27 protein-coding genes and 1 pseudogene are annotated in these 25,899 nt (G+C 60.5%); 8 read left to right on the top strand and 20 right to left on the bottom strand.

The features are described 5' to 3' along the window. Positions 1 to 107 precede the first annotated feature (107 nt). Complete coding sequence (locus tag E4K65_RS05895) at positions 108 to 1,586, top strand: PAS domain-containing sensor histidine kinase (protein ID WP_167770560.1); 1,479 nt, start codon at positions 108 to 110, stop codon at positions 1,584 to 1,586. 42 nt (positions 1,587 to 1,628) lie between these two features. Here E4K65_RS05895 and E4K65_RS05890 read toward each other — a convergent pair whose 3' ends face one another. Together E4K65_RS05890 and E4K65_RS05885 are read right to left on the bottom strand one after the other, a co-directional pair. Then, the gene (locus E4K65_RS05890) at positions 1,629 to 2,219 is read right to left on the bottom strand and encodes an NADPH-dependent FMN reductase (RefSeq protein WP_135173357.1); all 591 of its coding nucleotides are present in this window, start codon (positions 2,217 to 2,219) and stop codon (positions 1,629 to 1,631) included. An 88-nt stretch (positions 2,220 to 2,307) separates the two neighbouring features. After that, positions 2,308 to 2,961 carry a VOC family protein gene (locus tag E4K65_RS05885; RefSeq protein WP_135173356.1) on the bottom strand — a complete coding sequence of 218 codons (654 nt, stop codon included), beginning with the start codon at positions 2,959 to 2,961 and terminating at the stop codon, positions 2,308 to 2,310. A gap of 265 nt (positions 2,962 to 3,226) precedes the next feature. Here E4K65_RS05885 and E4K65_RS05880 point away from each other — a divergent pair, with 265 nt between their 5' ends. Next, positions 3,227 to 4,987, top strand: a complete 1,761-nt coding sequence (locus E4K65_RS05880; protein ID WP_135173355.1) for an MOSC and FAD-binding oxidoreductase domain-containing protein — start codon at positions 3,227 to 3,229, stop codon at positions 4,985 to 4,987. Positions 4,988 to 5,036: 49 nt separating this feature from the next. Next, positions 5,037 to 5,633 (top strand): redoxin domain-containing protein, encoded by a 597-nt coding sequence (locus E4K65_RS05875; RefSeq protein WP_209312040.1) that lies wholly within the window; start codon positions 5,037 to 5,039, stop codon positions 5,631 to 5,633. An 89-nt stretch (positions 5,634 to 5,722) separates the two neighbouring features. On the opposite strand, the gene E4K65_RS05870 is transcribed toward E4K65_RS05875, so the two are convergent. The 3 genes from E4K65_RS05870 to E4K65_RS05860 are packed head-to-tail and all read right to left on the bottom strand — an operon-like array spanning position 5,723 to position 9,415. Continuing rightward, positions 5,723 to 6,670: an aldo/keto reductase gene (locus tag E4K65_RS05870; RefSeq protein ID WP_135173354.1), complete on the bottom strand. Its 948-nt coding sequence runs from the start codon at positions 6,668 to 6,670 to the stop codon at positions 5,723 to 5,725. A 22-nt stretch (positions 6,671 to 6,692) separates the two neighbouring features. Further along, the gene (locus E4K65_RS05865; RefSeq protein WP_235885510.1) at positions 6,693 to 8,123 is read right to left on the bottom strand and encodes an MFS transporter; all 1,431 of its coding nucleotides are present in this window, start codon (positions 8,121 to 8,123) and stop codon (positions 6,693 to 6,695) included. 59 nt (positions 8,124 to 8,182) lie between these two features. After that, positions 8,183 to 9,415 (bottom strand): HlyD family secretion protein, encoded by a 1,233-nt coding sequence (locus E4K65_RS05860; protein ID WP_235885509.1) that lies wholly within the window; start codon positions 9,413 to 9,415, stop codon positions 8,183 to 8,185. Between the two features lie 82 nt (positions 9,416 to 9,497). On the opposite strand from E4K65_RS05860, the gene E4K65_RS05855 reads away from it, so the two are divergent. Together E4K65_RS05855 and E4K65_RS05850 are read left to right on the top strand one after the other, a co-directional pair. Beyond that, positions 9,498 to 10,217, top strand: a complete 720-nt coding sequence (locus E4K65_RS05855) for a TetR/AcrR family transcriptional regulator (RefSeq protein WP_235885508.1) — start codon at positions 9,498 to 9,500, stop codon at positions 10,215 to 10,217. 329 nt (positions 10,218 to 10,546) lie between these two features. Further along, positions 10,547 to 10,954: a nuclear transport factor 2 family protein gene (locus E4K65_RS05850; RefSeq protein ID WP_135173352.1), complete on the top strand. Its 408-nt coding sequence runs from the start codon at positions 10,547 to 10,549 to the stop codon at positions 10,952 to 10,954. A 148-nt stretch (positions 10,955 to 11,102) separates the two neighbouring features. Here the strand turns inward: E4K65_RS05850 and E4K65_RS05845 are convergent, their stop codons facing one another. From E4K65_RS05845 to E4K65_RS05785, 14 genes and pseudogenes are all read right to left on the bottom strand, one after another. Further along, the gene (locus E4K65_RS05845) at positions 11,103 to 11,375 is read right to left on the bottom strand and encodes a hypothetical protein (RefSeq protein ID WP_135173351.1); all 273 of its coding nucleotides are present in this window, start codon (positions 11,373 to 11,375) and stop codon (positions 11,103 to 11,105) included. Positions 11,376 to 12,430: 1,055 nt separating this feature from the next. Continuing rightward, a complete protein-coding gene (locus E4K65_RS05840; protein WP_135173350.1) occupies positions 12,431 to 13,348 on the bottom strand; it encodes an NADP-dependent oxidoreductase in 918 nt (305 codons plus the stop codon). 53 nt (positions 13,349 to 13,401) lie between these two features. Then, positions 13,402 to 13,947 carry a carboxymuconolactone decarboxylase family protein gene (locus E4K65_RS05835; protein ID WP_135173349.1) on the bottom strand — a complete coding sequence of 182 codons (546 nt, stop codon included), beginning with the start codon at positions 13,945 to 13,947 and terminating at the stop codon, positions 13,402 to 13,404. A 35-nt stretch (positions 13,948 to 13,982) separates the two neighbouring features. Continuing rightward, complete coding sequence (locus E4K65_RS05830; protein ID WP_235885528.1) at positions 13,983 to 14,573, bottom strand: nitroreductase family protein; 591 nt, start codon at positions 14,571 to 14,573, stop codon at positions 13,983 to 13,985. A 191-nt stretch (positions 14,574 to 14,764) separates the two neighbouring features. Next, positions 14,765 to 15,751 (bottom strand): AraC family transcriptional regulator, encoded by a 987-nt coding sequence (locus E4K65_RS05825; protein ID WP_135173347.1) that lies wholly within the window; start codon positions 15,749 to 15,751, stop codon positions 14,765 to 14,767. A 446-nt stretch (positions 15,752 to 16,197) separates the two neighbouring features. Further along, on the bottom strand, positions 16,198 to 16,839 hold the full coding sequence (locus E4K65_RS05820) for an HD domain-containing protein (RefSeq protein WP_135173346.1): 642 nt from the start codon (positions 16,837 to 16,839) through the stop codon (positions 16,198 to 16,200). A gap of 262 nt (positions 16,840 to 17,101) precedes the next feature. After that, the gene (locus E4K65_RS05815) at positions 17,102 to 18,076 is read right to left on the bottom strand and encodes a GlxA family transcriptional regulator (RefSeq protein ID WP_135173345.1); all 975 of its coding nucleotides are present in this window, start codon (positions 18,074 to 18,076) and stop codon (positions 17,102 to 17,104) included. 96 nt (positions 18,077 to 18,172) lie between these two features. Next, on the bottom strand, positions 18,173 to 18,514 hold the full coding sequence (locus tag E4K65_RS05810; protein WP_430649024.1) for a cupin domain-containing protein: 342 nt from the start codon (positions 18,512 to 18,514) through the stop codon (positions 18,173 to 18,175). Continuing rightward, the gene (locus tag E4K65_RS49990) at positions 18,515 to 18,769 is read right to left on the bottom strand and encodes a hypothetical protein (RefSeq protein ID WP_430649023.1); all 255 of its coding nucleotides are present in this window, start codon (positions 18,767 to 18,769) and stop codon (positions 18,515 to 18,517) included. After that, entirely contained in the window at positions 18,766 to 19,416 is a 651-nt protein-coding gene (locus E4K65_RS05805) for an HD domain-containing protein (RefSeq protein ID WP_135173344.1), read from the bottom strand. Before E4K65_RS05805 ends, E4K65_RS49990 begins: the two co-directional genes overlap by 4 nt. 71 nt (positions 19,417 to 19,487) lie before the next feature. Further along, positions 19,488 to 20,423, bottom strand: a complete 936-nt coding sequence (locus E4K65_RS05800; RefSeq protein WP_167770641.1) for an NADP-dependent oxidoreductase — start codon at positions 20,421 to 20,423, stop codon at positions 19,488 to 19,490. A gap of 441 nt (positions 20,424 to 20,864) precedes the next feature. Then, the gene (locus tag E4K65_RS05795; RefSeq protein WP_135173342.1) at positions 20,865 to 21,404 is read right to left on the bottom strand and encodes a 4-hydroxylaminobenzoate lyase; all 540 of its coding nucleotides are present in this window, start codon (positions 21,402 to 21,404) and stop codon (positions 20,865 to 20,867) included. Between the two features lie 27 nt (positions 21,405 to 21,431). Further along, the gene (locus E4K65_RS05790; protein WP_135173341.1) at positions 21,432 to 22,157 is read right to left on the bottom strand and encodes a nitroreductase; all 726 of its coding nucleotides are present in this window, start codon (positions 22,155 to 22,157) and stop codon (positions 21,432 to 21,434) included. Further along, positions 22,133 to 23,340: pseudogene (locus E4K65_RS05785) on the bottom strand (ABC transporter substrate-binding protein). The gene E4K65_RS05790 and the pseudogene E4K65_RS05785 overlap by 25 nt, the downstream one beginning before the upstream one ends. Before the next feature lie 260 nt (positions 23,341 to 23,600). On the opposite strand from E4K65_RS05785, the gene E4K65_RS49985 reads away from it, so the two are divergent. Continuing rightward, positions 23,601 to 24,110 carry a LysR family transcriptional regulator gene (locus E4K65_RS49985; RefSeq protein WP_235885507.1) on the top strand — a complete coding sequence of 170 codons (510 nt, stop codon included), beginning with the start codon at positions 23,601 to 23,603 and terminating at the stop codon, positions 24,108 to 24,110. A gap of 39 nt (positions 24,111 to 24,149) precedes the next feature. Beyond that, positions 24,150 to 24,590, top strand: coding sequence for a LysR substrate-binding domain-containing protein (locus E4K65_RS49980; protein ID WP_430649025.1), 441 nt, complete (start codon positions 24,150 to 24,152; stop codon positions 24,588 to 24,590). Here the strand turns inward: E4K65_RS49980 and E4K65_RS46980 are convergent. Further along, the gene (locus E4K65_RS46980) at positions 24,567 to 24,731 is read right to left on the bottom strand and encodes a hypothetical protein (RefSeq protein ID WP_167770559.1); all 165 of its coding nucleotides are present in this window, start codon (positions 24,729 to 24,731) and stop codon (positions 24,567 to 24,569) included. The genes E4K65_RS49980 and E4K65_RS46980 overlap by 24 nt on opposite strands. A gap of 235 nt (positions 24,732 to 24,966) precedes the next feature. On the opposite strand from E4K65_RS46980, the gene E4K65_RS05775 reads away from it, so the two are divergent. Further along, positions 24,967 to 25,896 carry a LysR family transcriptional regulator gene (locus E4K65_RS05775; protein ID WP_235885527.1) on the top strand — a complete coding sequence of 310 codons (930 nt, stop codon included), beginning with the start codon at positions 24,967 to 24,969 and terminating at the stop codon, positions 25,894 to 25,896. The last annotated feature ends 3 nt before the right edge of the window (positions 25,897 to 25,899 follow it).

Here is a 25,899-nt window from a genome sequence, read left to right as displayed (position 1 = left end):
TTCTCCGGATTTCGTCGTTTTACACTCCCACCCCAAAAAATTCGATTGCAATCCGGTGCGCCCTCGGGCCAAAGTTGCGAGAATACGCTGAAAAAGCCGGGGTCCTAGTGGACAATACCAACCGAGAACTGCAAGCGCTCGATTCAATCCCGCTGCAGACTTGGCGGAGCCGCGCCGACGGCTTCACGGAGTATCTTAACAAACGTTGGCTCGACTACACGGGCATGACATTGGATCAAGCACTTGGCTGGCAATGGTTAGCCGCGATCCATCCTGACGACCTGCCGGCATTGTCAGATACATGGGGAAAGGTCCTCACGTCCGGGAAGCCCGGCGAAGCTGAGGCGCGCATGCGCCGCTTCGACGGTGTGTATCGGTGGTTCCTGTTTCGCGCAGAACCTTTTCAAGACGAAAGTGGAGCCGTCGCTGGTTGGTATGGGACAAACACCGACATCGAGGATCGCAAACACGCAGAACAAAAACTGCGGGACAGTGAACTCAACCTGCGCCAGATGACCGAAACCATTCCAGAAATGCTTTGGAGCGCTACACCGGACGGGGCGATCGACTACTGCAATACTCGCCTGCTCGATTACACTGGCTTCTCGGCCGAAGAAGTCAAAGGCGATAACTGGACAAAGCTTCTTCATCCCGATGATATCAGTCGCGCAGTCCAAGTGTGGCTCTCCTGTGTCACGACTGGAGCGCCGTACCGAGTTGAAGTTCGCACCATACACGCTGCCGACCGTACCTATCGATGGTGCGTAACGAACGCACTCCCATTGCTCGATCAAGAAGGCCGGATTCTAAAGTGGCACGGCACAGTTGTGGACATGCACGATTGGAAGCAAGCGCAAGAAGATCTGCGCAATACGCAAGCTGAACTCGCTCACATCACGCGCGTAATGACGATGGGGGAACTCGCAGCGTCGATCGCGCACGAAGTCAATCAACCGCTTGCCTCGATCGTGACGAATGGCGAAACCGGCTTACGCTGGTTAGCGCGCTCCGCGCCAGATATCGAGAAAGTCCAGGAACTCACTAAGCGCATGGTCGCCGATGCGCGACGAGCGTCCGAAATCATCGACCGAATACGTGCTATAGTTACGGGGCGAAAGGCTCAGTTGGTTCGGCTATCGCTCGGAGACATTATTGAAGAATCGATGACCTTTCTGAAACACGAATTTCAATCAAGAGGGATCTCCGTTTCTCTCGATCTGGCAACGGACCTTCCGCAGATTGTTGGCGACCGTACTCAGCTTCAACAGGTAATCGTGAATCTAGCCGTCAACGCGATGCAGGCGATGGCACACGCTGGTCGCCGCAACATCCATGTTCGAACCACGCTGTTGGCCTCTGAGACGGTGTGCTGCGCTATCGACGATAGCGGCCCGGGAGTCGATTCGGCCGCTTTCCCTCGTCTTTTTGACAGCTTCTTCACGACGAAAGAGGCCGGAATGGGAATGGGTTTGCCCATCTCCCGTTCGATCATTGAAGCACATGGTGGTCGGATTCGAGTGGAAAACAACTCTACACTCGGCGGAGCCCGCTTCAGCTTCGAGTTGCCAGCGAACGGTGCAGGTTAATCGTGGAAGGGGCGCAATCACGCTGCTCGCGATGACAGGCGATCAATACGGCGGCTTCTTGCGCTGCCGCTGCATCTTTGCCGCTTCGACCCACCACGTCAGATCGTCGGCAAAGCGTGGAAACGCCTTTTCGAGGGCCTCCCCGCCCGGACCCGTCGGGGCACCATCGGCCGCGAGGGTCTGTGCAATCGGACCGACGGCAATCGTGCTTGAGACCACCACCATGCCCATCTCGGAGAGTGTGCCGTGCCAAGCGGTTGCAGCACGTGCGCCGGAGAAGCGTCCTGCCGAATAGCTCGCGATCGCCGCGGGGCGCCAGAACCATTCCTCGAGAAAATGATCCGTCAAATTCTTCAGTCCGGGCTGGACACCCCAACTATATTCGCCGGTGACGAACACGAAGCCGTCGGCATCATGAATCTTGCCGGCCAACTGCTCAAGTGACTCCGGAGCTTTTCCCGACGGATACTCCTTGTACATTCTGTCGAGCATCGGAAGGTTGACCGCCTTGGCGTCGATCAGTTCGACGGCGTCACCCCGGCGTCGCAACCGCTCGACAAGGAATTCGGCGAGGCGGATGCCCATCCGGTCGGAACGATAGGAGCCGTAAAAAACCAGGATTCGATCGTTCATTGCAGCCCCTCAATGTCCACCCTCAACTTACTCGCGGTCGGTCAGCCGCCGATCAACCGGAGGAGATGCGGAAAACACCGTCACGGGTTCAAGATGGCAATGGTTCGCCAGCTTGTTCGCGGACAATGTACTCGGCGTACCAGTCCGGCCAGTTCACGTCATGCCCGCCTGTTCGTTTCTCATGCTCGCCATGCGCGGCCGCGGCGCGCCGTAGGGCGCCAGCAAGCTCGACGGCCGAAGTGAAAGTCGTGTCAGTTTCCACACGGCCGGGAAGCCGCGTGGTGATTTCTTGGAGCAGCCAACCATTGCCGTCAGGATCGCTGAAAGAGGCCAGCGAGAAATAGCTGCGGCGGTCAGGGTCTGGTCCACCGAGGCGGACGCTGCCGAACAAATGGGGTTCGTCGACTCCATTGCGTACTTCGCCGCCGCCGTGAAACGGTCCGCTGACCGTTACGCCGCGGCTGAGCAGGTCCTTGCACGCAGCCTCGATGTCCGAGACGACCAAGTACAGTCCTTTGGCGGAACCGGGCGCCGCGGCGGTGACTTTTGCCCCGAAGATGATCGAAGCTCCAGACCCGGGCGGCGTGAACTGAATCACGCGATAGCCATCATCAGAGGCGAAATCGGCGTCCAGCCTCCAACCCAGGCTGCCGTAGAACTGCTTGGCGCGATCGACATTTGAGACCGGGATGACAACGATCTCGAGCTTCATGTCGAGCGACCGCCCTTGAGAAGGATTCATCCTGGCCGTCTCCCTGATGCTGGTCACAGCTCAACCAGACGTGAACACAGAATCTTCAGCGCGCCACTCATACGTTGATATGACCCGCTTCTTCCGAAGGTCGAATAGAAAAGCACACTTAACATCAGCACGGTGGGCACGAGGGCATTCGAGATGAAATGGAACGCGCTCGGCGGCCCATAGGGATGCAGCTAAGGCTTGCGTCGTAGGTTTTGTGAGGCGAGCCTTCCTGTGTTCATGCGGGTGATGGTCGTTAGGAAATTTGATGGCACGTTTGCTTTCGGTCAATGTCGGCCTGCCCCGCGACATCACCTGGCAGGGCAAGACCGTCCATACCGGGATCTGGAAGGTGCCGGTCGAGGGTCCGCGCATGGTACGCCGGCTCAACATCGACGGCGACGGACAGGGTGACCTGAACGGGCACGGCGGCGAACGCCGCGCGGTATTCGTCTATCAGATGGATTGCTATCGATACTGGCAGTGCCACCTGGGGCGAGACGACTTCATCTATGGACAGTTCGGCGAGAATTTTACCGTCGATGGCCTGCCGGATGCCGAGGTCTGTATCGGCGACCGTTACCGGATCGGCGGTGCCTTGTTCGAGGTGACGCAACCGCGCGTGACCTGTTACCGGCTGGGCATCCGCATGAATGAGCCGGAAATGGCCGCGCTCGTGGTCAAGCACGGCAGACCCGGCTTCTATTTCCGTGTGCTGAAGGAAGGCGAAGTAGAGGCCGGCGACGAGATTACGCAGGTCGCTTCCGGGCCCGAGCGCATGAGCGTGTCCGAGATTGATGCGCTGCTTTACAAGCCCGGCCATCCCCGAGATCGACTGGAGCGCGCGCTGCGCATCCCGGTACTGAGCATCGGCTGGCGTCGCTCCTTCGAGGCGCTGCTCAAGCAAGACCGCGAGGGCGGTGCGACAACAGGAAACGCCGGACTCGGCGCCGTGTCCGGCCTGTCCCCGGCATGGCCTGGATTCCGCCCGCTTCGCATCTCGCGCAAGCTGCGCGAGAGCGGCAATGTGACATCGCTGCTGCTCGAGCCCACCGATGGAGAACCTGTCGCCGCGCCGCTCCCCGGGCAGTTTGTCGTGCTTCGGCTTGGGCCGCCATCGGCGCCCGAACTGATTCGCAGCTATTCGCTGTCGGGAGCGCCCGATGCTGCAACCTATCGCGTGAGCGTCAAGCGGGAAGCCCACGGCGTGGCGAGCGCCTACATCGACGACGGGCTGCAAGTTGGTGACATCGTGCAAGCAAGCGCTGCGCGCGGCGATTTCACACTGCGGCCGGGCGACACGCCAGTGGTGTTGTTGAGTGCCGGGATCGGGGTCACGCCGGTGCTCGCGATGCTTCACGCACTGGCGGCCGAAGCATCGACACGCGAAGTTTGGTGGCTGTACGGAACCCGTAATGGCCACGAACATCCCTTTGCCAAGGAGACGCGTGCGCTGCTCGACGCGCTTCCCCATCACCACAGACATATCTGCTACAGCTCGCCCGATCCGCAGGATCAGGCCAACGTTGATTTCGATGCGCCCGGGCATCTGAATACGCGAGTCCTTGGTGAGCTCAAACTGCCGCGCCACGGCGATTTCTACATCTGCGGCCCTTCCGCCTTCATGAGCGATCTGACTGCCGGGCTCAAGCAATTGGGTGTCACACCGGATTGCATCCATACCGAGACGTTCGGTGCCGGTCCGTCCATTACCCCGGGCATTGCCGCCGCTCCACGTCGGCGGCCGCACTTGCCGGCCAGCGCTCCCGACTCAGGACCGATGATTTCGTTTGCCCGCAGCGGTCTCAACGTCCGTTGGGGGTCATCATTCCCCAACCTGCTCGAGCTCGCCGAGGCGTGCGACGTACCTGTGCGGTATGCGTGTCGAACCGGGGTCTGCCATACCTGCGAGAGCGGATTGGTGGCAGGAAAAATCAGCTACCGCCCGTACCCGGTCGACGCGCCGGCGGACGGCATTGTGCTGATCTGCTGCGCGCAGCCCGAGGGCGACCTCGTAATCGATTTGTGAACGCACGCAGCCCGGGCGCTGATGCGCCCGAAACGAGGGAGGACTTCAATTGCGACCCGACATGGTGCCTGGAGCCATTTTCCCCGACTATGAGCTCAGCGATCATACCGCAAAACATCGAAGGCTCTCCGAGCTACAGGGACAGGACCCCATGGTGCTCGTCCTTAGCCGCGGCGCCTTCTGCCCGAAGGACCGCCGTCAAGCCGAAGGTTTGTTGCAACTTCATCGCGAGATGGAGGTCGGCTATTGCCGGTTGGTCACGATCAGCACCGACAATATCACCCAGACCAACGAAAATCGAAACGGCATCGGCGCGCACTGGCCGTTTCTCTCCGATCCGCGGCGCGTCGTTCAGAAGGATCTCGACATCGCCGAATATACCGATCCCGTCAACAATCCGATGATCCCGCACGTGATCGTGCTGGAACCCGGCCTCGTCATTCACAGGATTTACAACGGCTATTGGTTCTTCGGGCGGCCCACGATCGAAGAGCTCCGCCAGGACCTGCGTGCCGTCAGCCAAAAATGCCGGCCGGACTGGGATATCGCCACGCGCGAGCTTAAGGCAGCGTGGCAGCAGGGCCGCAAGGAACGCTTCTACCCATACGGCAAGACCTATGCGCAAACTCTTGGCGAGCAAGACTAGAAGCAGACGCTGTGTCTGCTTCACCTCTCTCGCCCGCGAACGAAACGTGGAAGTTGCCATTTTTAGCCTCGCGCTGCGCGCCGCTGACTTCAGTTCGCCGCGACCCGCGGAATGAATCCGGGCACGCCGGTCTTCACCACTGAGTTGAACCGCACATGGGTGGTGATGCGGTCTCGGATCTCCTGCATTGCGTCTTCAGGCAGGGCCGAGATGTCAAAGTTCTCCTGGATGCGCCAAGGTTTGGTCGAGGTGGTCAGGAAAGCGGTGCCGCGCTGGATCGCCCAGGCCAGGGCCACTTGAGCCGGCGTCTTATGCACACGCTTAGCAATGGCGGTAATCACGGGATCGGCCAGCAGGTTCGGCTCCATGGCATGTCCGACCGCCGCAAACGCCTGGAGCACGATCCCATGCCCCCGGCAGAAGTCGAGCAACTCCCATTCGGGTAGATACGGATGGGATTCCACCTGCACCACTGACGGCTTGATCCGCGCAGCCGAAACGATCTCCCGCAGCTTCTCCAACGTAATGTCCGACAGACCGATCGACCTGGCGTGCCCGTCGTCCACGAGACGCTCCAGGGCCCGCCATGTCTCCAGTAATGTAACGCCTGAATCGTAGATCACCCGCCCCTGCTCGTCCCTTGGATCCTGCTCGTCTCCCGGTTTGAAGGCAAAGGGGGTGTGGATGATGTAGCAATCGATATGGTCGACTCCCAGTCGGCGGCGACTGCCGTCAAAGGCAGTCTTGACCCGTTCCGGACGATGATTGGTATTCCAGAGCTTCGTGGTGACGAACACGTCCTCGCGCCGGACAATCCCTGCCTTGAACACTTCCTGCATCGCCTCGCCTACCGCTGCTTCATTGCGGTAGCGTTCCGCGCAATCGAAATGTCGAAATCCCGTCCCTAATGCGGCCTTGGTAGCCTCCTTTGTCACGAGAGGATCAGGGATCAGGGTGCCAAACCCCGCGGCAGGCATCAAAACCGATCCATGGTTGAGGCCAATACGCGTATTGCGAAGCGTGTCAGGTGTCGTCATGGAAACACTCCTTCATTTGAAGCTAAGTGGCTGGCCGCGGCTTATGGAGAAAAAACACCAGCGGGCTCACGATCAGCATGGCGAGCATCAAGATTTTGAACTGGCCGATGACGGCGACGACGGCCGCCTGCTGGGTGATCATGCCGTTAAGCGCGGCAAGATCTGACTTGCCGATTGAACCCGCGACATGGGCTGCGGCGCGGAAGGGCGTGAGGTTCTTGACCAGCGCCAAATGCATGGCCTGGGTGTTATTGTAGAAGAAGATCTGGACGACCGCGATGCCGATCGTGCTTCCATAGACGCGCGAGAGGCTCAACAGGGCGGTGCCTTCGGGGCGAAATTTCGGATCGAGCGCGCTGAACGCCACCTTACCGAGCGATGGAAGCAACATGCCGAGACCGGTACCCTGAAGCAGCGTTGCTGCGACCACCAATCGCTGATCCATCGCCGGTGAATAGCCGAGCATCAGCGAATTGGCATAGATTACCGCCGCCATACCGCCGACTATGAAGAGCCGGTTGTCGATTCGTGCTGGAACGAAGCCCATCAGCGCCACCGTCCCCACGAGCGTGACACCGCGCGCAAGGGTCATGTAGCCGGCGGTATCGACCGGATATTCGAGCAATTCCTCCAGCATCGGCGAGGTCAAAGCCAGGGTCGGCAGCAGGACGAAGCCGACGGCAAAGAACATGATCGCCGAAAGAATGAAGTTGCGGTCCTTGAACAGCGCCTTGTTGAGAAAATGCACGTCCGCCGTCATGACGTGCACGATGAAAAGATAGAATCCCAGCACCGAGGCAGCCGCTTCAGCCCAGATTTCCGCCGAGGCAAACCATTCCAGGCGTTCGCCGCGGTCAAGCACCATCTGCAGGCCGATCATGCCAACCGATAAGGTCGCCAAGCCACAGAAATCGAAGCGCGGATTCTGCTCCACCCTCTTCTCGGGGAGGAACAGTGCCACTGTCAGGGAGATGAAGGCCGCTATCGGTAGGCTGAAATAGAAGATCGAGCGCCAGCCGTGATATTCGCTGAGCCAACCGCCAATGCTGGCGCCGCTGCTGATGCCAAGCACGATGCACACCGACCACGCCAAGGTGATCCGGGCATGACGCGGCTGCGGCAACACATCCAGCAGGGTTGCCAGCGATAAGGGCGCGAACGTGCCGCTCGCGGCTCCCTGCACGATCCGGGCGAACACGAACTGAAGGGACGTCGTCGCCAATGTGGTGAGGATCAGGCCGACCACGAAGACGGCGAGAGCCACCTGATAGACCGTCTTGCGGCCATAGCGCCCCGCGAGCCAGCGCGCCATTGGCATGACGGCGGCGCCCGCTACCAGATAGGCGGTAAACACCCAGCCGACCTCGTCGTTGCCCATCGACAGCGTGCCCTGGATATGCGGCAACGCCGCATTCGGCAGCGAGATGTTCACCGCCTCCATATAGGTCGCCATCAGGGCCGCCACGATGATGGCGTGATGGCCGGTTGCAGTGCTCGCTCGGAGGGGTGCGCTCATTTGGCCGCCTCCGTCGCGAGCACGAGCTGGAGTGGATGGCGCCAGGTGCGGCGGTGGCCAGTGTCGACCCGCGCCGTCACGCTGATGCCGGAGAACAACGGCCGGCTCGGATCGACCTCATCAAGCTCGAGTCGCACCGGTAGGCGCTGGACGACCTTGACCCAATTGCCGGTCGCATTCTCCGGCGGCAGCACCGCGAAGTCAGAGCCAGTGCCCGGACTCATGCTGACGATGTGCGCCCTGAACGTACGATCCGGATAGGCGTCGACGTCGATCGTCGCCCCTTGACCTGGACGCATGTGGGTGAGGCCGGTTTCGCGGAAATTTGCCTCGATCCAGATGCGTCGGCTCGATAACAGCGAGAACACGGGCGCTCCCGCGTTGACGAAACCGCCGACCTGTAAATCGTCGACTTTTGTCACGACTCCGTCGTCCGGCGCCCTCACCGTCGCGTAGGACAGATCGAGCCGGGCACGGTCGAGCTGGGCCTTGGCCGCACGAACCGTCGGGTGGCGGTCGATATCGATGTCCGGATCGCCGTTCAACGCAACAATGGTGCTGGCGATCTGCTGCTCGACGGATGAAATATGCTGACGGGCGACCTTAAGATTGGTCTCGGCCCGCTCGTAGACCGCGCGCGGGGTAAAATCAGAGGCGACCAGCGCTTTCTTACGATCATACTCGCGCTCGTCGAAAGCCGCCGAATCCCTGGCCGATTGTAGTTCGGCCTGTTGTTGGCGATAGGTGGCCTTTAACGCCTCGATTTGCAGGCGTGCGCTGGCGAGATGTGCGTCGGCTTGGTCGACCGCAATGTGGTAAGGCTCGGGATCGATCCGGAACAGCACCTGACCCTGCCGGACCCGTTGATTGTCCTCGACGGCGATTTCAACAGCCTGCCCGGCAACCCGAGCGTTAACGGTCACCTTCGCCGCGCGAACGAAGGCGTTATCGGTCGAGACGTAAGGCTCGGCGGCAAGGTACACAGCGGCCCCGATGGCGGCCACCAGGATCGGCACCACCAGCAACAACGGCCGGCGCAGCCGCTCCCTGAGGCCTCTGCCTTGCACCTTGGCCACGTCGACGGGTGCAGTGCCATCGATAATGCGGCCAAACCGCGTCTCGCCCGCAGCCCCTCCGGCTGCCGCTGAGCCAACAGTGATGTCCGCAACCTCGCGAAACTCTTTTCGGTCACCCATTCCGCCGGCGACTGGCGCGAAACCAAACGACATCGAACGCCTCACTTCCATCCTTCTTTTGTAACGTTCGCTACAAATACGGTGCGATACCATCACGATCAAGGGGTCCGCCCCATTGATTTTTGTAACGATCCATATAAATATGAACGAAACAGGCCGCGACCGGGGTATTTGCGATATGGCACGAAAGCGCAGCGAAACCGGACCAGCGCGCCGGGGGCGGCCGCGCGCCTATGACACAGAGGCCGCACTCAAGCGGGCAACCGAGACGTTCTGGAAGAGCGGCTACTCCGGCACTTCGCTGGATAACATCGCCTCCGCGACCGGAATGAACCCGCCGAGTCTCTATGCGGCCTTCGGCAACAAGCACGCGCTCTATCTGGAGGCGCTCGCGCGTTACTGGCAGATCAGTCTCGCCGCCACGCGCGAAGCTCTCGCGGAGGACCGTCCCTTGGGCGAAAGCCTGATGCTAGCCTTTGAGGCGGCGCTATCGATCTATTTTTCAGGGAAAGGAACCGCCCGCGGCTGCTTTGTGATCGGGACAGCGGTCGCCGAATCCGTCGGCGATCCCGCGATCCGCAGCAGTGTTGCGGCGGGACTGCGAATGATCGACGCTGATTTTGAAGCCCGTTTCCGGACGGCAATTGAGCGAGGCGAGCTGAAGCACGATGCGGATCCCGTGGCGCTTGCGGTCCTCGCATCGGCCACAATGCACAGCATCGCGATCCGCGCGCGCGCCGGCGCCCGCCGCGCCGAATTGACGGAGATTGCGCGGAAGGCGGTGAGTGTAATCTGTGAATATGTGGTAGAGACGGGCCGAGCCGCAACACGGTGATTTCCCTGCCGCTGGGCGGCCCGGTAGCTAACGCAGAGACAAGATCGAAAGCCCACAGGGCGCCCATTGTTGCACGCCGCCCTAGCCGGCTGGACGATGAGGATAGCTCGTTCATTTTCACTCGCTCTCCGTAAAACGAGCCCCCATGGTGCAAGGCACTGACACGCCGGGCCATACGACACTTGGCGGAATCCGATCATATCAAGGTATGAGCGGGCATCATGAAGCGACGACTGGCGAGATCGGAAAAAGCGCCCTACGTTCGATCCGGGGCGATGCGAACGAATTCCTTACTTCCGAAATGATGGCCCCGACGGTAGGAGAACGAAATGGATGATCGAACCGTGCGGCTGGCGCTTGAGCGTCATTGGGATGCTTCGGACGCGAGCGATTTCAACGCCGAGCACGAAATCTACCGCGAAGATGCTGTGCTTGATTATCCGCAATCGGGCGAGCGAATTCGCGGCCGGCACCACATTCAGGAGAGCCGAACCGCTCAGCCAAACAAGAAGCGCTTTACGGTCCGGCGAATGATCGGTAGCGGTGATCTCTGGGTCACCGAATTCATTCTTACCTATGATGGCATGCCGTCTTACGCGGTGAGCATCATGCAGTTCCTCGAAGGACTGGTCGCTCACGAAACACAATATTTTGCCGATCGGTTTGACCCCGCCCCTTCGCGGACGCACCTTGTTGAGCGAGTAGATGCTGTCTTGCAATCAAAATTGCGGTCGTGAGGGACCGGGCAGACATATGAATTGCGCTCTTGACGTCCGCTCTCGTGAGAAGCCATCGGGCACGGGGTCACGTCCCGTCATCGTGTAAGGTCGCTTGAACCTCATCGCCGAGATGGGCCGGTTCTTCTATGAGCACCGGCGGTTCGTCTTACCCTTTGCGGCCGCTGTAAAATATCAACGCCATCAAACCGACGCCGACGGCCACGGAGAAGATGACGCCCAGCACCATGGCGACATAACCCGATGTCGGCACGTCGGTATCGGTGCTTGTCCATCCGAGATAGCCGATGATACCTCCAACGACCAGGAATGCAGACAACACTGCGAGGACAATCCAAGCCCCGAGCACGTTTTGGCACCGGTTTGGCGATTCCGCGCCCGACCTAATTCCAGTGAGACCCGCCGCATTTTCGATCGCCATCAGATTGTCCCAGGTATCGTCGATCTGAGCGGCCCCAAACGTTCGGCTTGATGCTCTGCCTGTCAGCGAAGCGAGCTGAGCCGTCACGATACGAGGCCACCCCACCCAATGACGTCCGCTCGCTTCTTTCTGAACCATTCACTGTAGGAAGATGTCGCTCACATCAATGTATGAGTGATCGGCGCTCCATGTATAAGTGAATGCCGATCAGTCGATCAGCTAGTAGCGCACTTCGTCTTCGCCGATGAATTTGGCGCCGCCTACAGATTTCGGAGAATGCCATGTCGACCTTTTCTCTTGCTCCCTCCCAGCAAGCCCAAACCGGCCTCCGACCGTCCCGGCAGGGGATACAGGGAGTGGGCATCGCTGGGTGTCGCCGCCACCGCCGCTTTCGGCCACTACTACTTCGTCACCGCCGCTACCTACCAGCCGGTGCTCGAAACTGGAGGTTTGGACACCCCGCCGTTCTGCACGATTAACTGCGCTGCAATACTCCAATAGCGAACCGCAGTGGATTACGGACCTCGATTATTGTAAGCAAAACTCGCTACTCGGTCAGAGCTCAACGCGAGGAGAGCGAGAACAATTCCACCAGACTACGCTAAAATGCGCGATCGCAGCCAACCGCACTACTCCCACTCTATCATTTCGAACAGCGCTTCGCCGTTGATCTGCCAGCATAATTTTTCAGATCTGACGGACAAATGCCGCCGGCATGCCCGCCGCATTTTGTCGGTCTTGAATTCACAGGAAAATTTCAGTCGCCGGCAATGTTGGCGATTCCGCCAACTATCGGAATCAATCGACTGATTGCCGTTGCTTGGTAGACGAAACTGTTAGAGCCGCTCCGATGCGATGTCCCTTCAGTACCGTCATAGATCATCAACACGCTGGTACTCCCCTTCGCTCGCCTGTGCGCGACTCAGAATGGTCCTGCCTCCACGGACTGACTACCGCATCGCATACATCGCCTGGATCGTGCCAAGACACTCGGCACGATCCGGAAGCGGAACGAAGTCGTTGGGGAGAGCTGAACCCTCCTCCTACCCAAGCTTTTACGACCGGACCTGAATGATCGTCTTGCCTTGGCGTCGCTCGGTCGAGTTGAAGGTGGCCACGGCATCGTCGAGGGAGGAGACCTTTCCAATGTTCGTCCGCAGCCTGCCGTCCCGCACCCTCTGGACGATCTCGTTCAATTGGCCGCGATCGGCCTCCACGACGAAGTCGATGGCCAGACCGTCGAGCGGCTGAGCCTCCGCTGGGCCGACGACACTCACCAGCGTCCCTCCGGCCCTGACGAGGGCTGCAGACTGCCGCTGGATGTCGCCGCCGATGACGTCGAATGCGAGATCGACGCCACCGATATCTTTGAGCGCATCGTTCTCCAGGTCGATGAATTCATTAGCACCGAAGTCGAGCGCTTTCTGCCGGTCGGGCGCGCGTCCTGTTCCGATGACATAGGCGCCGGCCTCTCGCGCGAGCTGAACCACCATAGAACCGACCGCGCCCGCCGCGCCATGCGCAAGCACGCTCTGACCTGCCTGAAGACGGCCGTGCTGAAAAAGCCCCTGCCACGCGGTCAAGCCGGAGATCGGCAGGCTCGCGCCGATCTTGAAGTCGACGTCACCCGGCAAGGGCGCGAGATTGCGCGCCTCGATAGCGATGTACTCGGCGAGAGAGCCGTCCCGATACCAGTCGGCAAGGCCGAACACACGCTGTCCCACCGACAGTCCCGTAGTGCCGTAGCCAAGAGCCGCGACGACGCCGGCAAATTCGTGCCCGAGGATTGACGGAGCTCGGTTCTGTTCGCGACGATCCGTCCACGTCGAGGGCCATTCCAATTCGGTCGGAACGAAGCCCGATGCGTGAACCTTTACGATCACGTCGTTTATCGCTGGTTGTGGTTCGGGCCGTTCCACCAGCTTCATCCCGGCAAACCCGGCAGCCTGGTCCGTCACGATAATCGCTTTCATCTTCGACTCCTTTATGTGTGGTGTTTTTCAGATTCCGAACTTCCCGACCGTGCTCAGATCGAGCCGGCCGGTGTCACCGCGGGGAAGTCCTTGTCGGGATGGAACACGTTGTTGAAGAAGTTCGTCAGCGAGTACATGGCCACAAGCGCGACGATCTCCATGATGTTCGCATCCGTGTAGCCCGCATCGCGGACGGGTTGCAGATCGGCGTCCGTGACGTGGCCACGGCTCTCGATGATCTTGCGTGCAAACTGGACGGCGGCATCCCGCTTTGGATCTCTGGCATGCCCCTTTCGGGCGAGAACAATGTCCTCGGCCGGCAGCTTGGCCATATGCTCCGCTGTGAAGCTGTGCACCGTCAGGCAGTAGTCGCAGCCGTTCACTTCGGAGACCGCAAGGCCGATGCTGTCGCGCGTCTTGACGTCGAGCGCCTTGCTCAAGGAGCCGAGCAGAGCGGCCCATGCGTTGAATGCGATCGGGCTTTGCGCGAAGGTCGCCATCATGTTGGGCGTGAACCCGATGTTCTTGGTGAACATGTCGAGGGTCGGTTTCAAAGCAGCCGGAACGTGTTCCTGCTTCAGAGCAGCAGCTCTGGCCATGATATTTCTCCTTGAATGATAGGCTTCGGGGTTGGTTATGCGAAGTGCAGCACATCGGCCACGGGCAGGCGCGGCTTCTGAGGCCAGTTGCCAGGCCGCTCCGGCCCGACCGTCAGCAGCATGACCGGGATCTCGTCTTCGGCCAGAGCGAACTCTCTGTGGACGGTCTCCACATCGAAACCGATCATCGGAGTCGAACCCAGGCCAAGCGAGCGGGCCGCATAGATGATGGCTGCGGCGCCGAAGGTCGCGGAGCGGACGGCTTCGTCGCGCTGCCGCTGCGGTTGATTATCGTACAGGCCGCGCGCAGGCCCCTCCCATTCCGGCACTAGATGTGCCGACATGATTCCGGCTTCCACGACTGGCGCGAGACGGTCAGGGACAGTGCTGGCATCGGCCAACTGGCCGATGATGATGAACGTAACGGCTGCTTCGGTGATCGCGGGCTGATTCCAGGCGATCGGACGTAGCCGCGCCTTTGCTTCGGGTGAGCGCACGGCGATGAAGCGCCAGTTCTGCAGATGGAAGGACGTCGGCGCCGATGTACCGATCCGCACGAGGTCACGGATCTGATCGTCGCTGAGCACGGCCGTCGTGTCGTAATATTTCGCAGCACTGCGGGCCATAATGGTGTCGATCACGGCGTTTGTCGGCAGCGACCGTGCAAGCGAACGGGACGTTTGGGGATCGGCAGCGGCAGCTGTGGTAGCGGTGTTGTTCATTGGGTGGCTCCCTCATCAAGTGATTACGGAGCCCAACCTACTGATGGATTTGATGATTTCGAGCCTCTATTTGATCAAAATGATGCTCGAAAGGATCATTCTGGCGCTGTGGCGTTACTCGTCGACTGCTCGGCGGCGTGCGCCAGATGGCGCCATTCCCCTGGTGTCATCCCCATCCTCTCAGCAAAGACACGTCGAAAAGCCGATATCGATTGATACCCAACCGCCTCGGCCACAGCTTCCGTGCTGATCTTTGGCTTCTTGAGCTCGTTCGCGGCCATACTCATGCGAAGATCGGTCAGCAGGTCGAGGGCGGAGCGACCTAACTTGTCCTGAAAGTGGCGCATGAATGTAGCGCGTGACATGCCGCATAAACCGGCCAACTCGGGAAGCTTCCACTGTCGCGCCGGATCAGCGAACATCGCCGCCATAGCCGATGCCAATCTCGGATGGCCAGTAAGGGCCAACAAGCCGTCGGAGGATTTTCCGGCTTCACTCGCAGCGCGCAGCACTAGCGTGAACAAGACCGTCGAGAGCGCGTTGAGAATGGCGCGTCCTCCCGCTCGGTCAGCGGCGGACTCCATTCGCATCAGGCCCACCAGTCCGGAAAGCTGACTCGATGCCGACGCGGTGTCCTCTCCTCCATCGTTTTTCATAGCCCGAACCACCAGTTTTGCCGGCAGATAGTTGCGGACCAGCCGGTCATGGGGCGGCACCACGAAAAACCGTCCGCACAGGAGATCCAGTCGCTCACCCGGTCCATCGTTCTCGCTTAACATCCATCCTGCGGAGCCCCTGCTCTGGTGCGTGGCAATTGGCTTTTTGCCGCTGCCGTCGTGCAGTACATGCGCCGAACCGTGCGGGAGCAATACGACATCTCCGCTTTCAAGCTCCTGCACCGTTCTCGAATCAGGGTCCTCGAAAATGGCCCGACCCTTGACTATGACGTGGTAGGGGATCTCGTTCGCCCCCGCCGTAGGCCAGATCACACGCCAGGGTGCGCCGTACGCGCAGCGCACCTCAAGTTGGCCAGTAACGGTCATGATTTGCAGGAGATGACTCAACCAGTCGACTTGAGACATGAGACCTCGAGAACGTGAATCGCCGACGCAGGATATCAAATTAGCGACGCGTTCGGCGAAGGGCTTGACGTTCCGTCCTCATTGATCGTGGCGCTGAAGGCCAGGACGCTCACTTGCTGATTGTCTCCATATCGGCCGTGAGTTCATCATCAATACCCACGTTGGATATGGGTGCTCAGGATACGTGCAGGAGGTCCGGTGGCGCGCTGCGTGACGACCGGTTCCTTGCCAACGGTAGCAACTTCCCCTCTCCCGCGCCAGACACCATGAGTAGCCGGTCGACCCGAGTATCGATGGCCCGGTGTTGCGCCAAGAGCAGCCTCGACTCCTGCGCTTGGCACGTCGAATTGACGCTCAACCCGGATACCGGCTGCGGCAGAGGCCGCCATCTTTGGATCGAAACTCGAGCTGCGATCTGCAACCTTGCTGCGCTCCAGCTACGACCTTCAGTTCGGCCATGGCGAGCCGAGAATGATCGAGCAGAAGTTTCCGCGCACATAGTCCATGTCCTTCAGCGCCAGTACGTCGGCTTTGACGTTTCCGAACGTTGTAAGAGGCTTCTTGACGATGCAGTTGGCGAAGTGGTCGATGATGTTCTCCTTGAAGTTGGCCTCGCGCGGATGGTGGGCACACACATGGTCCCGCTGCTCGTGCGTGAAGTCGTGATAGGTGATACCGAGCACGTCCATTTCCACGCCGGCGATCACCAGCGCGATGGTGGGACGCATGTGCTCTGGGATGCCGGGCGTCGTGTGCAGCGCGATGGCGGTCCAGACATCCTCGACGTCGCGTTCCGGCACGCCGTAGCTCTTCATGAAGTCGCGTGCGGCGTTGGCTCCGTCTACCTCGAAGCGCAGGTCGGGGCTCGAATACTTCTCGGTCAACCCCATGTCGTGGAACATGGCGCCCAGATAGAGCAGCTCCGGGTCGTATCTCAGGCCGCGGCGCGCGCCTGTTAGCGCCCCCCAAAAGAAGACGCGGCGGCTGTGATTGTAGAGCAGATCGTCTTCGGTGTCGCGCACAAGCTGGGTCGCCGCGCGGGCGATGGCGCTGTCCGGCACGCGAATACCGGCAATGATCTCCGACATTGATGTTCTCCTTCGTTGGATCAGAATCGGGTGGCGTAAATCGCTAGGTGATGGTTACGGATCGAGGATGGGTGGTGTCGCTATTCGGCGGCGACGTCCGTCGGCGTAAGTCCGAGCGCCCTGGTTATGCGTATTTTGCGGAGGAGCCTCGCGGCGGACAACACACACGATCCTATGGATCAGGACGGCCGCACCTTGTTTGCTGCCAACAAGCGGTCAGACCATTCTGCAACGGCAATGGCTTCCTCGGAGCGGTCGCGCTCTATGCCGTCTCTGTCCGCCGGAAACTCGCGCGATATTGCACCGGTGTGACGCCAAGGCGGGTGCTGAAGACGATTCTCATCCGGTCCGCCGACCCGAAGCCGCAATCGAAGGCGACTGCCTTCAGCGGCCGGTCGCTTCCTTCCAGCATCATGCGAGCCGCGTCGACACGTGCGCGCTCGACGAACTCGTGCGGTGTGATACCGGTCACCTGCACAAAATGCCGGGCCAGATTCCGGGGACTCATCCCGACGACAGTAGCAAGCGACGCCAGCGTGTGACGATCCCCGATTCTGGCCATGACATGGTCCTGGATGCGTGCGATTGCTGATTCCGGATCGGCGGGGGCCGTCAGATAGGGACTGAACTGCGACTGTCCGCCCTGGCGCTGGGCCACCACGACCAGCCGCTTGGCGACCTTGAGCGCTGTTTCCGGGCCGTGCCGCTGCAACACGAGCGCCAAACCCAGATCTATCCCGGCAGTCACACCGGCGGCGGTGATCAACCGTCCATCCCGCACATAGATCAAGTCAGGTTCGACTCTTGCCTTGGGAAATCTCGCGGCTAGCGACTTAGCATCCTGCCAATGGGTTGTGACACGCCGATCGTCGAGAAGACCGGCATAGCCAAGCACGAAGGCCCCGGTGCAGATCGATCCATACACGCTTGAGCGCCACGGCAACTGCTTGACCCACTCGACCAGGGAGGGCTCTGGTTCCGCTTCCGGTGGCGTCGGCGCACCCGCCACCAATATGATGTCGAAACCGCCTGTCGCCTCCTCGAAGGTCAGGTCCGCCATTAGCCTTAGGCCATTCGATGCCCGCAGCGGATTGCGGTGAGCGGCGATTAACACTGTTTCATAGCGATCGGAATCGTCCAGAAACGTGTTCGCCTCGCTGAACACGTCGAGCGGCCCGGCCACATCCAAAGCCTGGACCCCCTCGTAGACGACAATCGCGACAGCTTGTACCGGCACTCCTTACTGCCTCTCCAGTCTGGCGCCTCATTATGTATGTCGTCCGCACACTTCAAAGGGTCTGGTGCGATCCGGGACAGACCCGCTTGAGCCGCCCTATCGCGATCCTGGCGCGCTGTCTGGCGTCGTCAAGACATCGTCCTTGGCATCGACGACGAAGACCGCGAGTAAACTGGAGGGCTCCGTTTTGCTCGCGTTTTCACTCATCCTGTGATGTGAGCCCGGCATCTCGTAAAACGCTTCGCCTTGATGGTAGACCTTCGGCGCGTCATTGTCGACCTGACTGCGGATCGTCCCCGACAGTACATAAGCGTAGATGAATGCCGATGCCGCGTGGTGATGAGGCAGCGATTTAGCCCCGGGCGGATAGTTCACAACAACGGAAACCAATCTCTTTCCTTCGACATTTGGCAGTGCGTGCTCGAAGACTACCTTCACTTACTCCCGGTCCTGAGCGACCGCGGGAGAGGCTGCCAAAGCGATCGCTGATGCTAGCAACGGAACGGCGGCGGCTCGCACTGCGCTTCTGGCCAGCAGCCCGGTGATCGTGTGACCCTTTGTGTCGATAGAAAGCGCGTTCAGAATTAGCTCGCGAAGAAAGGCAAGTGCCTCGCCGCTGGCAATTCGCCCGTACGCGGATATGAGTTCTAGGAGCATGGCACTTTCCTCTTTTGAGATGTTGAACTTCGTCATGGAGAATCCGGCAAGGGAGATGCAGCAATCAGATCGCACGCGTTGGGGCTCTTGAACCCCGGGATGAAACGCTCGCAGACGGCGGCGTTGACTGTGCCGTACGTGGTCGCTGGCTTACGCGCAAAGCCCGCGAAATACTCCTGAATAAAGCCGTTTTTGAAGTTCGTTCGCGGGTACCTGGCGATGATGTCCTGAAGGATATCCGCGGGAAAATGCTCGAAGCCCACCCCGATCACATCGAGAAGAACACCTGAATTGAGGAGCGCGACTTCCGGGCCCATATACTTCGGGATGCCGGGCGTGGTGTGCAGCGCGATTGCCTCCCAGACCGTCTGCACCTGATCTTCCGGGATATTGTGGGTGCTGAGGAACTGACGGGCGGCATTTGCGCCATCAACTTCGAAGCGCTCGTCCGGGCTCGAGAACTTCTTGATGAGACCGAGATCGTGAAATGCTGCAGCGACGTAAAGGAGCTCAGGGTCAAAGCGGAGCTTTCTCTGATGCCCCTGCTCAGCCGCGAACAGGTAGACACGGATTGAGTGATTGAACAGCAGATCGGTGGAATGCTCGCGCAGGAGGTCTGTCGCCTCTTTTGCGAGCAAGGAATCGGGAATCCGGGGGGCGCGGGCTGGTTTTCGAGTGGTCATTTGATGTTTCCTTTCAAGAGCGGCCGAGGGGCAGGCAACACACAATGGCTCGCGAGCCCAACGCCTGGTGATCAACTCGAAGTAACCTTGAGCACGATTTTTCCTTTCGGCTGGGGCCGCACGCGCTCCAGCATTAAATGAGCTTCACGCGCGCCCGCGAGGGGCAAGACAGCCCCTACCTTTGTTCGCAACTTTCCGGCATCGACAAGACGGGCGATCTGCATCAGATATCGGTTCGTGACGTTGACGAGAAAGAACCTGGCTTCAACACTGTGGCGCGTTGCAAGATACTGATCCGGGTGGGAAACCGCGGAGATCAGCTTGCCGCCGCGGCGGAGGACCTCGAACGAACGGCTTTGTGTTTCGCCGCCGACCAGATCGATGACGGCGTCGGCCTCGCGAACCTGCTCCTCAAACCGTTGAGCGCGATAGTCGATCACGGCATCTGCGCCGAGGTCGCGCACCAATGGAATATCATGAGCCGCCGCAGTCGCGATGGTCTGGAGACCCGCGCGCCGGGCCAACTGAACCGCATAGGACCCGACGTTTCCTGCCGCTCCGTGGATGACCACCTTTTGGCCTTCCTTGAGCTGGGCCTGATCAAACAGAGCCTGCCATGCGGTGGCGGCAATGACAGGAACAGAAGCGGCTTCAACGTGGGTCAGCGAAGCGGGCTTGTTGGAGACCATTCCGGCAGAAGCCAAAGCGTATTCGGCGTAGGCCCCGACAAACCTCGAATTCGTAACGCCATAAACCTGATCTCCCACGCGCAGATCGGTAACGCCTGGGCCCACGCCGACGACTTCACCCGAAAGGTCGGAGCCCAACGTGAGAGGGAGCGGTTGCGGCAAAGCGCTCTTTCCGGCCCTGATCCATCCATCCCACGGTCCGACCCCTGCGGCTTCAACCTTGACCAGGACCTCGCCAGGGCCGGGTTCCGGCCGCGGGACGTGCTCCAATTTCATGACCTCAGGTGGCCCAAACTCGTGGACACGCCAGGCCATCATTGTTGAACGAGCTCGCTCGTGACTGGCCTGAGGATTGACGATGCCTGGTGTCATCTCACTCGCTCCCTTCCGCTCGCCATGACTACCGCCCGCGCTCGTCCTGAAGAGTGCAATGGGCGGAGCCTATCGCCAATCGGATTGGCGGATGGCTCTGCCCCATATGTCGCAATCGATCCTGCTTGGGACAACAAACAGCATCCTTTGGATCAGGACAGGCGTACGTCGTTTCCTGACAACGCCGGTCGATGGGCCCGGCTCTAACCGATAGCCCCCGGCAGCTTTCGGACGGCCGACTGGCTTGAATTCGGATCGCGCGGAATCGGATACTGGTCCCAAACATCCACGTAGCGCCCATGGACTTTCGGTTGGCAGATCCAGACGAGCGTGTTCGGCACCGCGGCCATCCTTGTCGTACACCGGCAGCGAACGATGGCTCGGCCGTCAGGCCGGAGCCTTGAAATCGTACGAGATGCGTCCGGCTGGCAGATAGAACAGAGCGATGACAGCGCCACCTCTCACCTCCGGATAGTGCCGGCTGCCAGGGTCGGGCGCCGTCCAGCCTGGCCCTTGCCAACCCTGCAATCCCTTCAACTCCGCGCCTTTGTTCAGGGGCACGACGAGGTTGAGCTCGCCATAGGGGTGGCCGTGATACTCGCCACGGAGCACGTCGCTATCATCCTCGTCCTTGAAGCGACGCGGATCGGCGCTGTTCATGTACACGGCGGTGATGCTGAACTGGAACGTCTCGGGAGTTGGCTCCAGGATACGGCTGCGCCGGTAATTCGGGCCCTCGACCTCCTGGTTCGCCGCCCAGCCCTCCTCAACTCCGATTTTGATGAGCCGGCTCAGATCCTGGTAGAGCGAGCTTTGCTCGCCATATTTCTCGTTGAGCCAGCGCTCCATCTCGGCGCCGGGCGTCATATCCTTGATCTCTCGCAAGAACGGAATACTGCCCTGAATTAGCTCTTCCCGGCTTCCCATGGTCCTGTCCTCCTTCTCGATTGGATCTCACGCTTCAAATCCCGCAAACGTGGCGAACTCGTCGACGTCCGCACGCGGCATCAATCTTTCCGCCCCCACAACCCTGGCACGGCCGATCGAAACGCCGCACACCACCATTTGCTCCGCCGGGATCGACAGCAGCGGACGGAGGATCCGGTGATACTTCGAGAACGTCTCCTGCGGGCAGGACTGAAGCCCACGCCCTGCCGCTACCAGCATTACGTTCTGCACGAACATTCCGAGGTCGAGCCAGCTTCCGACTTCCAGACGACGGTCGATGGTTACGATCAGTCCTACCGGCGCGCCGAAGAATGTGTAGTTTTTCGCGGTCTGCCGTGCCCGGGCCACGGAATCGGCCTGCGCGATCCCGAGTGCGCCGTAGAACAATTGACCGAACTGCTGTCGCCGCCTGAGGTACGGCTCGGGCAAGTCGCTGGCGTAATATTTGTATTCCGACACGTGCTCGTCGCGCGACGTCTGGTGCGCCTCCAGCAGCGCCGCCGACACCCTGTCCTTGACCGCGCCCGTGAGCACATAGACGTGCCAGGGCTGGATGTTCGCTCCACTTGGTGCGAACCGGGCTGCGCTGAGAATCTGCTCGACGGTCCGCCGCGGGACCGGATCGTCGCAGAATTCGCGGCACGCGGTTCGGCCCATCATGATCTCGTCGATGCTTCTATGGGCAAGGGGCACTACGGTTTCGCCGGTCACGGCTTCTTCAGGAGCGGACATCCTCCCTCCTCCATCGGCCTGAACGCTTCTTCCCCAAGAATGGTCGCGAGTAACTCGTAGTAATCGAACCTGTATTTCGACTCTTCCGGCGACTTGACGCGGAAAAGATACATATCGCGGATCAGCCGTCCGTCCTCGCGAATGTGGCCGATCCTCGTCATGAAATCGTTCACCGGCATTTCGCGCATCTTGGCGGCCACCGTCGGTCCATCCAGCGTGTCTGCCGCTTTGATTGCCCGCAGATAGTGCATCACCGCACCATAGGTGCCGGCGTGGATCATGGTCGGGACTTTCTGCGTCTTCTCGATGAAACGCTTCGACCACGCCCGCGTCCCATCGTTGAGATCCCAATAGAATGCCGAACTGAGCATCAGGCCCTTGGCATTCTGCAATCCAAGACTATGGATGTCGGCAATGAAGACGATCAGGCCGGCAAGCTTTTGTTGACGCGTGATTCCGAACTCTCCGGCCTGCTTGACCGCGTTGATGAAATCACCCCCAGCATCGGCGAGTGCGATCACGTCCGCGTTTGAAGACTGCGCCTGCAGCAGGAAGGAAGAGAAATCGGGCGTGTTGACTGGATGCTTGACTGCGCCGACGACCTTGCCGCCGGTCGCCTCGATGACCTTGCGGCTGTCGGCCTCGAGCTGCGCGCCGAGCGAATAGTCTGCCGAGAGAAAGAACCAGCTCTTTGCGCCAAGACGTGAGATCGCCTTGGCCGTGCCCTGCGACAGAGCATAGGTATCGTAGGTCCAGTGAATACCCGTCAGCGAGCACTCGTCACCTGTCAGGCGCGACGTTGCCGCGCCTGTGGCGAGAAACAGCTTTTTCTTGTCACGCGCAATGCCTTGGACGGCGAGCGCAACAGCGGAATTCGGCACGTCAAGGATCGCCTCGACGCCCTCGTTGTCGAGCCAGCGCCGTGCGATCGCCGCACCGACGTCCGCCTTGTTCTGGTGGTCGCTGGCGACGATCTGGATCGATCGCCCGAGCACCTTGCCGCCAAAATCGTCAACAGCATCTGCGCCGCGACCACCGACCCCTGGCCGCCGTTGTCGGCGTAAAGGGAGGACATGTCGGTCAGGACACCGAGCTTGACAGGAGCATCCTGCGCAACTGCCGATGTCCCAAGTAGCGCCGACGCAACCATCGCAACGACCATCTTGCGTTTGACACCCGACATCACGCTGGATCTCATTGCGACCCTCCTCCAGACAGGCGACGAGAATAATGACGGGATCGGACAGCGACGGAAGTGAAACCTTCGCAGATCTGTCCTGAACCGGCTTCAGATTGGTCGCACCGGCGACAGCATGTCTCCGTTAGCTCCGCGGTTGCGTCCAGCATGTGCCTGGCTTTAACTGGATTCCACCGCGGCATGCGCGCACGCGGCTGGCTGCCAACAGGATCCTCGTCGTGCCCGTTTCTTTCAAGACATTGGACTTGAATCTGCTCAAGGTGTTCGACGCCGTTATGGAGGAACGCAGCGTGCTGCGCGCCAGCCAGAAGGTTGCGCTGACCCAGTCCGCCGTTAGTCATTCACTTGCCCGACTTCGCGAGATGCTGGAGGACGAACTGTTCGTGCGCACGGCCACGGGCATGCAACCCACGGCGCGCGCGCTGACGATGGCGCCGCAGGTTCGTGAGGCTCTGCGAACCCTTGAGGCCGCGGTCGAGCTGCCGACCTTCGTCCCGGCAACGTCCACCAAGCAGTTCACGCTCGCCGCCAACGACTTCACGACGATGGTCCTGGCATCTCCGCTCCTGAAACTACTCGGCCGAGAGGCGCCGTCCATTGACCTGACCATCAAGCCCGTGACCCGAATCGACCTTGCCGAGCAGATCGATCTCGGTCGCATCGACGTGGCTATCGGCGTCTTCTCGGTCCCTCCGAGCCGCTTCCGCACGTCGCTGTTATTCGAATATGACGACGTGCTCATTGTCGGCGGATAGCGTAAACTCGGCCGGCTTGACAAAGCAAAGCTTGCGCGCCTGTCGCTGGTCGTCGTCTCCTTTGGCGGCGAGCAGGAGGGCGCCATCGGCGGATTCATCTCGGAGCGAGGTCTCGCCCGGCGCTCGGAAATGTATGACCGCGCGGCGCTCGAGCGGGCGCTCTCGGAAAGCGACCGCCCGCCGCGGATCGCGGTCTCATTGCCGCATTTTCTTGCGCTCCCCGCCCTGCTCCAGGATTCCGAACTGGCAGCCATTGTCCCGCGTCCGCTGGCAAGGGCGCTCGAGCAAAATCATTCGATTGCGACCTACGAGCTGCCCTACACCACAACCCCTGTCGAAGCCCGGCTGTTGTGGCATGAACGCGTCGAGGGTGAACCATCGCACGACTGGCTTCATGAAATCCTCCGACGCGCGGCCGAGGACCTCCGACATGGGCCCCAGGGAATTGCGGCGTCCCTATCGAGCCCCCATCGCGCCTGACGTCGGAATCCAGCGCTCGCCGTCGAAACGTTGCGGCCTCAGCGCCTTGATCAGGCGATAGTCGTCAGGGCTTGAGCTAACGGTGATACCGGGAATCAGCCCAGGAAGGGCCACATCTTTCATCGTTGTGGCTTGCTTCATCAAATTCTTCGGTGAAATGTCGTCACTCGCCGATGAGCCCAAGCTGATACCGTCTGAGATGGCGAGACCGAAGGCCAATGTTGGCGCGTTTCCGATCATAACAAGTAGACATTTTCAAGCGAAACGCCGAAGCTGTAGGAGGTACGCGGCAGGGGCCAGGAACGGATTGTATGAGCAACTCTCGGCGTCCATCCGCGATTGGCCGATGACTGGATAGTGACACGCCCTCTTGATCATGAACATCAAGCAGCTTCGCTTTTTTCTTCAGATCGCCGAGCTTGGAAGTGTGACGCGTGCGGCGACCTTGCTGCACATCGCACAGCCTGCGCTGTCCCGTCATGTGCGCCAGCTTGAGGAAGAACTCGGAGTTGCGCTGTTCCAGCGCTCCGATCGCGGAGTTGCCTTGACCAGCGCCGGGATGCTGTTGCGCGATCGCGCCGTTGGCCTCCTGCAGCACGTTGACCGGGTGCGGCAGGAGGTGCGCGACGAATTCAACGAGCCGAGCGGCGAGGTGACGGTGGCGATGCCGCCATCCATGCTCGAACTCGTGACATTACCGTCGGTCGCCCGATATCGGGAGCGTCACCCGGGCGTGCTGCTGCGCGTCATCGAGGGCATCAGCGGCGTCCTGAATGCCTGGTCAATGGTTCACCTCGGAAAGGCTGACCTGGCGGTCGTGACCAATGTCGAGCCGCTGGCAACACTCGATAGCACGGAGTTCCTGCGTGAGCCGCTGTGCCTAATTGGCCCTAGATCCGCCGGTCTCGATCCGGCTGCGCCGGTTGCGCTCGAGGAGATGGCGACGAAGTCGTTGATCGTCCCCGGACGACCAAACAGCCTTCGGCTGATCCTTGAAACAGCAATGGCCGAGCGGAAAATCCCGCTTGATGTCGCGTTCGAGGGAAACTCTCCGACCCTGATCATGCTCGCGGTCGAAGCCGGGCTCGGCTTCGCCACTCTGCCGTTTTGCTCGGCCTACCGCTTCCTCCGCGAGGGGCGCGTCAGCCTCGCACCGATCCGGCACCTCGATGTGTCGTGGGCGCTCGTCCAGTCGCGCGAACAGCCCTTGTCGGCGGCCGGAGAGCAGCTCAAGGCGACCCTGCGCGAGACCATCGCCACCCAGATCGCCTCCGGCAGCTGGACAATGGCGAAGCTGCTGCCCTGATCG

Origin of the sequence: Bradyrhizobium niftali (genome assembly GCF_004571025.1) — a bacterium.
Classification (GTDB): Bacteria; Pseudomonadota; Alphaproteobacteria; order Rhizobiales; family Xanthobacteraceae; genus Bradyrhizobium; species Bradyrhizobium niftali.
This window is presented reverse-complemented; position numbering and strand designations above follow the sequence as displayed.

Coding starts and splice junctions, on each gene's coding strand:
- E4K65_RS05805 (WP_135173344.1), bottom strand. CDS start 19,416: ATGACCACTCGAAAACCAGCCCGCGCCCCCCGGATTCCCGATTCCTTG.
- E4K65_RS05865 (WP_235885510.1), bottom strand. CDS start 8,123: ATGGCGACCTATATGGAGGCGGTGAACATCTCGCTGCCGAATGCGGCG.
- E4K65_RS05795 (WP_135173342.1), bottom strand. CDS start 21,404: ATGGGAAGCCGGGAAGAGCTAATTCAGGGCAGTATTCCGTTCTTGCGA.
- E4K65_RS05850 (WP_135173352.1), top strand. CDS start 10,547: ATGGATGATCGAACCGTGCGGCTGGCGCTTGAGCGTCATTGGGATGCT.
- E4K65_RS46980 (WP_167770559.1), bottom strand. CDS start 24,731: ATGAAGCAAGCCACAACGATGAAAGATGTGGCCCTTCCTGGGCTGATT.
- E4K65_RS05775 (WP_235885527.1), top strand. CDS start 24,967: ATGAACATCAAGCAGCTTCGCTTTTTTCTTCAGATCGCCGAGCTTGGA.
- E4K65_RS05885 (WP_135173356.1), bottom strand. CDS start 2,961: ATGAATCCTTCTCAAGGGCGGTCGCTCGACATGAAGCTCGAGATCGTT.
- E4K65_RS05825 (WP_135173347.1), bottom strand. CDS start 15,751: ATGTCTCAAGTCGACTGGTTGAGTCATCTCCTGCAAATCATGACCGTT.
- E4K65_RS05860 (WP_235885509.1), bottom strand. CDS start 9,415: ATGTCGTTTGGTTTCGCGCCAGTCGCCGGCGGAATGGGTGACCGAAAA.
- E4K65_RS05845 (WP_135173351.1), bottom strand. CDS start 11,375: ATGGCGATCGAAAATGCGGCGGGTCTCACTGGAATTAGGTCGGGCGCG.
- E4K65_RS05890 (WP_135173357.1), bottom strand. CDS start 2,219: ATGAACGATCGAATCCTGGTTTTTTACGGCTCCTATCGTTCCGACCGG.
- E4K65_RS05830 (WP_235885528.1), bottom strand. CDS start 14,573: ATGGCCCGCAGTGCTGCGAAATATTACGACACGACGGCCGTGCTCAGC.
- E4K65_RS05870 (WP_135173354.1), bottom strand. CDS start 6,670: ATGACGACACCTGACACGCTTCGCAATACGCGTATTGGCCTCAACCAT.
- E4K65_RS49990 (WP_430649023.1), bottom strand. CDS start 18,769: ATGACGAAGTTCAACATCTCAAAAGAGGAAAGTGCCATGCTCCTAGAA.
- E4K65_RS05840 (WP_135173350.1), bottom strand. CDS start 13,348: ATGAAAGCGATTATCGTGACGGACCAGGCTGCCGGGTTTGCCGGGATG.
- E4K65_RS05800 (WP_167770641.1), bottom strand. CDS start 20,423: ATGATGGCCTGGCGTGTCCACGAGTTTGGGCCACCTGAGGTCATGAAA.
- E4K65_RS05880 (WP_135173355.1), top strand. CDS start 3,227: ATGGCACGTTTGCTTTCGGTCAATGTCGGCCTGCCCCGCGACATCACC.
- E4K65_RS05835 (WP_135173349.1), bottom strand. CDS start 13,947: ATGGCCAGAGCTGCTGCTCTGAAGCAGGAACACGTTCCGGCTGCTTTG.
- E4K65_RS05820 (WP_135173346.1), bottom strand. CDS start 16,839: ATGTCGGAGATCATTGCCGGTATTCGCGTGCCGGACAGCGCCATCGCC.
- E4K65_RS05790 (WP_135173341.1), bottom strand. CDS start 22,157: ATGTCCGCTCCTGAAGAAGCCGTGACCGGCGAAACCGTAGTGCCCCTT.